The organism is Sphingorhabdus sp., from assembly GCF_044354325.1.
GTDB lineage: Bacteria > Pseudomonadota > Alphaproteobacteria > Sphingomonadales > Sphingomonadaceae > Sphingorhabdus_B.
In genome coordinates, this window is the sequence record NZ_JBILAF010000112.1 from 1 (window position 1) to 6,528 (window position 6,528).

Genomic DNA, 6,528 nt, shown 5'->3' on the forward strand with positions numbered 1-6,528 from the left:
CTTCAACGAGCCTTGTAGAAAGTCTTATCATATTTCTTTCAAATGCGCCTGCTTCACCTAGCAGCACAATCCCTAAATATTTGAATTGGTAAAGAAAACTAAACGAATGTGACCGGTATTTATGGCGTGGATTTTGGTTCAACCCAACCGATCGTGCCGTCTTCGCGGCGGTAAACCATATTATGTCGTCCAGTTCCAGTGTTTTTGAATAACAATGCAGGCGTATTGCGCAAATCCATCAACATAACAGCATCCGACACTGTGGATTCAGGGATATCAGTCCGCATTTCGGCGACGATTACTGGTGCATCGGGCACCGCTGTCTCTAGATCGTCGTCACTGCCGTCAAAGACCGTATAGGCCGCCTCTTCCTGCGCCACCGCATAGGCCGTCTGGACATGGCGATCTTGCAGACGGCGCATATAGCGACGCAATTGCTTTTCAATACGCTCGGCAGCGCGGTCAAAGGCGACATGCGCGTCCTGCGCCTCACCCCGTCCCTTTAGGACAAGGCCCTGCATCACATGCATCACAATGTCGCTGGTGAAGCCATCATGCGGCGCGCGTCCAAATGTCGCATGCGCAGATAACGCTTTTGAGAAATATTTTTCAGCAATGGATCCAAGCCGTGTTTCCACATGGGTCTGGAGCGCTTCACCGGTGTCGACCTGATGTCCTGAAACCCTGATATCCAATGCCTGTCTCCTTTGTTAAAGCGATGACCCCGTCTGAAGCCAAAGCGCGTCTTTAATCTTCGCCACAAAATCCGCATGTCGCGCCAATTCTTCTGTCGAAGCACTGTGCGCACGCGCGGGCCGGAAAATTTTCGTTGTCTGAACGCTGCTATTGTCGGTTTGATCGAAGCCTTTATCCAACATGTCATTATCGGCGAGGCCAAGACCAATCTGACGGCCGCCGGTGAGTTCAATATATAATTGCGCAAGAAGTTCCGCGTCCAACAAAGCGCCATGTTTGACACGGTGGCTGCGGTCGATGCCGTAACGCGAACACAACGCATCCAGCGACAGCTTGGCGCCAGGGTTTTTAACGCGGGCCAGCGCGACGGTATCCACCATGCGGTCCATCGAAACGGGGGTGCGTCCGCAATATTGCAGTTCATGGTTTAAAAAGCCGAAGTCGAAACTGGCATTATGCGCGACCAACGGGCTGTCACCCAGAAACGCGAGCAGCTCGTCCGCTTTGTCCGCAAAAACAGGCTTGTCCGACAAAAAGCGGTCGGAAAGCCCGTGCACTTGCTCAGCGGCAGCCGGCATTGGGCGAAGTGGATTGAAATATGCGTGATAGTGATTGCCGGTCATGACCCGGCCGATCATTTCAATGCAGCCGATTTCGACCATACGATCCCCGGTTGCGGGGTCAAATCCAGTCGTTTCGGTATCGAATATAATTTCACGCATTCTATGATGAGATGTGAGCCTCTTTACGGCCTTATGCAAGACCCTCGCGCAGCTTTTTGACAAGTGCGCGCACATCTTCGCGCGTCGCTGCAATATCTTGGCCGGTATCAATGACATAATCGGCGCGCGCGCGCTTGTCGGCATCCGGCATTTGTAACTTTAATATCTGTTCGAATTTTTCGGGAACCATGCCGGGACGCGCCAGTACACGGGCGAGTTGATCGGATGCGGGCGCAGATACCACCACCGTCACATCAACGCCGGCTTGTCCGCCCTTTTCAAATAATAAGGGTATATCGAACACGACCATATCGGCGTCTTTGTGGCCCGCGAGAAACACTTTGCGGCGTTCGGCGACTGCAGGGTGAATAAGTGATTCAAGTTTTGCGAGCTGTTCGCGATTGCCGAAAACCGCAGCGCCCAACGCCTTGCGGTCCACACCATCCACGCTGGTTGTTCCGGGAAAAGCCGTCTCAATTTCTGCGACAAGCGCGCCCCCTGCCCTTTGCATATCGTGCACAGCAGCATCGGCATCAAAAACAGGAACGCCTTCATCAGCGAACATCGCCGCCACCGCCGATTTCCCCATGCCGATGGAGCCTGTGAGACCTATGATGCGTGGCTTATTCATTTCAACAGCAACGCGCGCAGTTCATCTTCGCCTTCTTCTGGTGGGGCAACACCGAAGAATAATTCAAAGGCGATGGCGGCCTGGCCCACGAGCATTTCAAGCCCGTCGACCGTTTCCAAATCACGGGCGCGCGCAGCCTTTAGCAATGGCGTTTCAATGGGCGCATATACCAGATCATAGACCAGCGCATGTTCGGGCAAAGGAGACAAGTTGATGTCGAGCGTCTCTTGCCCAACCATGCCCAGCGGGCTTGCGTTCACGAGCAAGGCAGCATCGGGCAGCCGCGCGTCAAATCCAATCACTTTGCCCTTCAGGCCAAAATGGGCCAGCAAACCCGCAGCCTTCAACGCATTGCGCGCCACGAGAACCACTTCGCCAACGTCCGCCTGCGCCAAAGCGAAAAGCACCGCACGTGCAGCCCCGCCGGCACCAATGACAATGGCGGTTTCACCCACAATCGGCACATCTGCGATTGGACCATAAAAACCACCTGCGTCGGTGTTGGTCGCAACCAAAGCGCCGGATTCATTGCGAAACACGGTGTTGATGGCACCGATAGACGCACTGACGTCCCCCGGGTCATTCACAAAATCCAGCGCCGCAATCTTGTGGGGTATGGTGATGTTGCATCCGCGCCAATTGGCATCAGCGGCGCGGGTCGCAAAATATTGCTCCAGATTTTCGGGCAACACGTCATGGGCACGATATTCCCCTGATATGCCCAAAAGCCGCAGCCAATGGCCGTGGATCAGCGGTGATTTAGAGTGTGAAATCGGGTGCCCGATAACTTCGGCATACATAGTCATGTTGGCAAAAGACCTCTCACCCGCAGATAGTCAAGAATGGGAAGCAAGGGCATACCAATTATCGTGAATTGGCTACCGCTTACGCTGGCAAACAGCTGTGCGCCTTCGGCTTCAATACGATAGCAGCCAACGCAATGCCGTATTTCATCCCAATATGCATCGACATATTGGTCGATGAATGTGGCGCTGAGCGCACGCATCGTCATCTGCGCGCTGTCGACAATCCGGCAGACAGGCTTGCCTTGTTCGCATATGACCGCTGCACTTATCAGCCTGTGCGACGCGCCCGACAATGCCACCAGATGTGCGCGTGCTTCGTCTTTATCTTCGGGCTTATCAAAGATTTTTCCGTCGGCACTCAGCAATATTTGGTCACAACCAAGCACCATCGCAGTCGGTTGTTTGCGCGATATTTTCAGCGCCTTGGCTTCGGCAAGTGCGTCGGCAATATCGCGTGGTTTAGCGCCCGATTGCGTGAGCGCCGTTTTGATGCTGTCTTCATCAACCAGCGCTGGGCACGGTTCAACATCAACACCCGCAGCGCGCAACATCGCGATCCGCCCGGCGCTTTGTGACGCGAGGATGAGGGTCATGTTTTTGCGGCCTCGGCCAGTTCGCGTTCATTGAAGAGATTGATGATCGCAGCGGCGCTTTCCTCAATCGAACGCCGCGTCACATCCAGCACCGGCCAGCCATTATCAGCAAACATACGCCGCGCATGCGCGACTTCTGCCTTCACCTTTTCCTCATCGACATAATCGGTGTCGGGCGACTGATTCAACGAAAGCAATCGATTGCGCCGCACCTGAACCAGCCGTTCGGCGCTGGTGACAAGGCCAATCACCATCGGGTGTTTCAACTGAAACAATATCGGTGGCGGCGGCGCTTCGGGGACGATGGGAATATTGGCGGTCTTATATCCGCGGTTGGCCAAATAAATGCTCGTTGGCGTTTTGGATGTCCGCGAGACACCGGCAAGGACGATATCCGCCTCTTCCCAATTTTGCGCATTGATGCCGTCGTCATGGGCAATGGTGAACTGGATAGCATCGACGCGGGCAAAATAGGCCGCGTCCATCGCGTGCTGTCGGCCCGGGCGGGCCTTTGCCTCTTGCCCAAGCATATTCGACATAGCGTCACTCACCGCATCAAGCGCGGCAACCGCTGGCAAACCCATCGCACGGCACCGTGTTTCCAGCTTGCGCCGCGTATCACGATTGACCAATGTGAATAGGACAAGGCCGGGGTTGGTCGCGACGTCGCGTAAAATGCGGTCGAGATGGCTTTCCGAACGGACCATCGGCCAAAAATGCTTTACGACATTTTCGGCACCATCAAACTGCGCCAATGCGGCCTTCGCAATGTTTTCAAGCGTCTCGCCTGTGGAGTCCGAAAGCAGATGAAGATGAAAACGTTGGCTCATGACTCACAGTCTTGTTGGTAGGCTGGGGATAAATCAAGGGACAAGTTTTCACCCACCCTATCTTCCCCACTATCGCCGAATAACCTCTCGATTCGGGCACAGCCTGTCCACAGGGGCAATTCGCTATCCACAGCCTGTGAATAATGGGGATGGAATGTGCGACTCCGTTGGATTGCGTTTGCCCGTGGACGTCAAGATGTTGGCAATATCCGCAAAAGCTTTTAAGGCCTACGATATCAACAGCACATCATCTTTCATCATCCTTTATATAAATATATATTTTGATTGGATCTCGGCCGCTTATGTCAGCGCAAGCCTCGAAAAAACTGCTTAACGTCCTTAAGGGCAACCAAGAGGAAGTACCGCCTATTTGGCTCATGCGACAGGCAGGCCGTTATCTTCCAGAATATCGGGCCCTTCGCGCTGAAAAGGGCGGGTTTCTGGCGCTTGCTTATGACAGCGATGCTGCGACCGAAATAACGCTGCAACCAATCAAGCGTTTTGGTTTTGATGGCGCGATATTATTCTCCGACATTCTCGTCATTCCGCACGCCATGGGTCAGGATCTGTGGTTTGAAACAGGCGAAGGCCCAAGGCTTGCGCCGCGCTTGGCGGAATCACGACTTGAAGAATTTGTGCCAGCGCCTGAACGGCTCGATCCTGTCATCGATACCGTGCGTAAAGTATCGGCGGCACTGCCAGCAGAAACAACCTTCCTCGGCTTCGCTGGAAGCCCGTGGACGGTCGCTACGTACATGGTGCATGGTCAAGGTAGCAAAGACCAAGCAGAGGCCCGCAGAATGGCCCATGCAGAGCCGGAGCGTTTTGCTGATCTTATCGAAGCGATTATTTCGGCAACGGTCGATTATCTGGCCAATCAAATTGATGCCGGCGTTGATGCAGTTCAGTTGTTTGACAGCTGGGCAGGCTCTTTATCGCCAGCACAGTTCCAAAAATGGGTCATCGCGCCAAATGCCGAAATCGTGCGCCGTTTGAAAGCCCGCAATCCGAATGCTGTCATCATTGGTTTCCCCAAAGGCGCGGGCGGTAAGCTTGCCGCTTATGCCGAGGGCACGGGCGTTGATGCATTGGGATTGGATGAAACGGTTGATCCGCATTGGGCCAACCGAGAGCTGCCAAAAGGTCTTCCGGTGCAGGGCAACCTTGATCCACTCGCGCTGATTGCGGGTGGTCAGGTCTTGAAAGAGGCTGCGGACAATATTCTATCGGCATTTGCCGACCGCCCCCATATCTTCAATCTCGGCCATGGTATTTTGCCGGATACGCCGATTGAAAATGTCGAAATGCTTCTTAAACTGGTCCGCAAGGGTTAACCCATAAAGGCCGTTTTCATGACGGAAACGCTATCTGTGCTGTATATCTGGTTAAAGTCTGCCCATATCATTTTCGTGATTTTCTGGATGGCGGGGCTGTTTATGCTTCCGCGCTTTTTCGTCTATCATCAGGAAAGTGCGCAAGCGTCTGAAGAGGCTGCCAAATGGGTGGACCGTGAGTCCAAACTTATCAAAATCATCCTCAATCCATCGATCATCATTGTGTGGGTTGTCGGACTGTTTCTGGCTTGGAATATCGGTGCGATGGCAGAAGGCTGGTTCCATGCCAAATTGCTCTTCGTGCTAGGCCTGTCCGGATATCATGGCTGGATTGTTGGTTATGCTAAAAAGCTCGTACGCGGTGAACGCAAGCTAACGGGCAAGCAGTTGCGCTTGTTGAACGAAGTGCCCGGCATTGCGGCTGCCATCATCGTTATATTGGTCGTAGCCAAGCCGTTCTGACGATTGCGCCACGCGTTTTTGCAGAACAGTTGACGGCGAAAGCATCGCAGCCTATTTGTCCGTCCAAGCCCGTCCTGGGCGTGAGGCGCGATCTCAACAACAACCGCGCCACCAACTTTCAACATCTTGTCGGTTGTCTTTTTAAAAACCGGCTCTCAATCGGACAATTGTCCACCTGCAATCGGGGCCAATGGTCCATTCAACGGAATTACCTATGCATTTGAAAGAGCTGAAAAGCAAAAACCCCGCTGACCTCGTATCGATGGCTGAAGAGCTTGGTGTCGAGGGCGCGTCGACCTTGCGCAAACAGGATCTCATGTTTGCGATCCTGAAAGAGCTGGCCGAAGATGGCGAGCAGATCATGGGTCTTGGTACGATTGAGGTTCTGCCCGACAGCTTTGGTTTCTTGCGCTCGCCAGAAGCGAACTATCTTGCAGGGCCAGACGATATTTAC

At 53.7% G+C, this 6,528-nt stretch carries 9 protein-coding genes; 3 read left to right on the forward strand and 6 right to left on the reverse strand.

Features of this window, described 5'->3' with window-relative positions:
* Positions 1-119 precede the first annotated feature (119 nt).
* Genes hpf through ACIQ0G_RS09425 form a run of 6 tightly spaced genes read right to left on the reverse strand, consistent with a single transcriptional unit; the run spans position 120 to position 4,278 of the window.
* Complete coding sequence (hpf, locus tag ACIQ0G_RS09400) at positions 120-695, reverse strand: ribosome hibernation-promoting factor, HPF/YfiA family (RefSeq protein ID WP_395629105.1); 576 nt, start codon at positions 693-695, stop codon at positions 120-122.
* A 15-nt stretch (positions 696-710) separates the two neighbouring features.
* Positions 711-1,418, reverse strand: a complete 708-nt coding sequence (gene dnaQ / locus ACIQ0G_RS09405; RefSeq protein WP_397577685.1) for a DNA polymerase III subunit epsilon — start codon at positions 1,416-1,418, stop codon at positions 711-713.
* Between the two features lie 31 nt (positions 1,419-1,449).
* Positions 1,450-2,049, reverse strand: a complete 600-nt coding sequence (coaE, locus tag ACIQ0G_RS09410) for a dephospho-CoA kinase (RefSeq protein ID WP_397577686.1) — start codon at positions 2,047-2,049, stop codon at positions 1,450-1,452.
* A complete protein-coding gene (gene aroE, locus ACIQ0G_RS09415; RefSeq protein WP_397577687.1) occupies positions 2,046-2,855 on the reverse strand; it encodes a shikimate dehydrogenase in 810 nt (269 codons plus the stop codon). The genes coaE and aroE overlap by 4 nt, the downstream gene beginning before the upstream one ends.
* Positions 2,852-3,448, reverse strand: a complete 597-nt coding sequence (locus ACIQ0G_RS09420) for a Maf family protein (RefSeq protein ID WP_397577688.1) — start codon at positions 3,446-3,448, stop codon at positions 2,852-2,854. Before ACIQ0G_RS09420 ends, aroE begins: the two co-directional genes overlap by 4 nt.
* Entirely contained in the window at positions 3,445-4,278 is an 834-nt protein-coding gene (locus tag ACIQ0G_RS09425) for a pyruvate, water dikinase regulatory protein (RefSeq protein ID WP_324479796.1), read from the reverse strand. The genes ACIQ0G_RS09420 and ACIQ0G_RS09425 overlap by 4 nt, the downstream gene beginning before the upstream one ends.
* A gap of 302 nt (positions 4,279-4,580) precedes the next feature.
* Between ACIQ0G_RS09425 and hemE the strand changes: the two genes are divergently transcribed.
* The 3 genes from hemE to ACIQ0G_RS09440 all read left to right on the forward strand — a co-directional run.
* Entirely contained in the window at positions 4,581-5,612 is a 1,032-nt protein-coding gene (hemE, locus tag ACIQ0G_RS09430) for a uroporphyrinogen decarboxylase (RefSeq protein WP_333790650.1), read from the forward strand.
* Between the two features lie 18 nt (positions 5,613-5,630).
* The gene (locus ACIQ0G_RS09435; RefSeq protein ID WP_333570267.1) at positions 5,631-6,074 is read left to right on the forward strand and encodes a CopD family protein; all 444 of its coding nucleotides are present in this window, start codon (positions 5,631-5,633) and stop codon (positions 6,072-6,074) included.
* Positions 6,075-6,288: 214 nt separating this feature from the next.
* Positions 6,289-6,528, forward strand: a 240-nt coding sequence (locus ACIQ0G_RS09440) for a Rho termination factor N-terminal domain-containing protein (RefSeq protein ID WP_397577689.1), incomplete at its 3' end; no start/stop codon positions are given.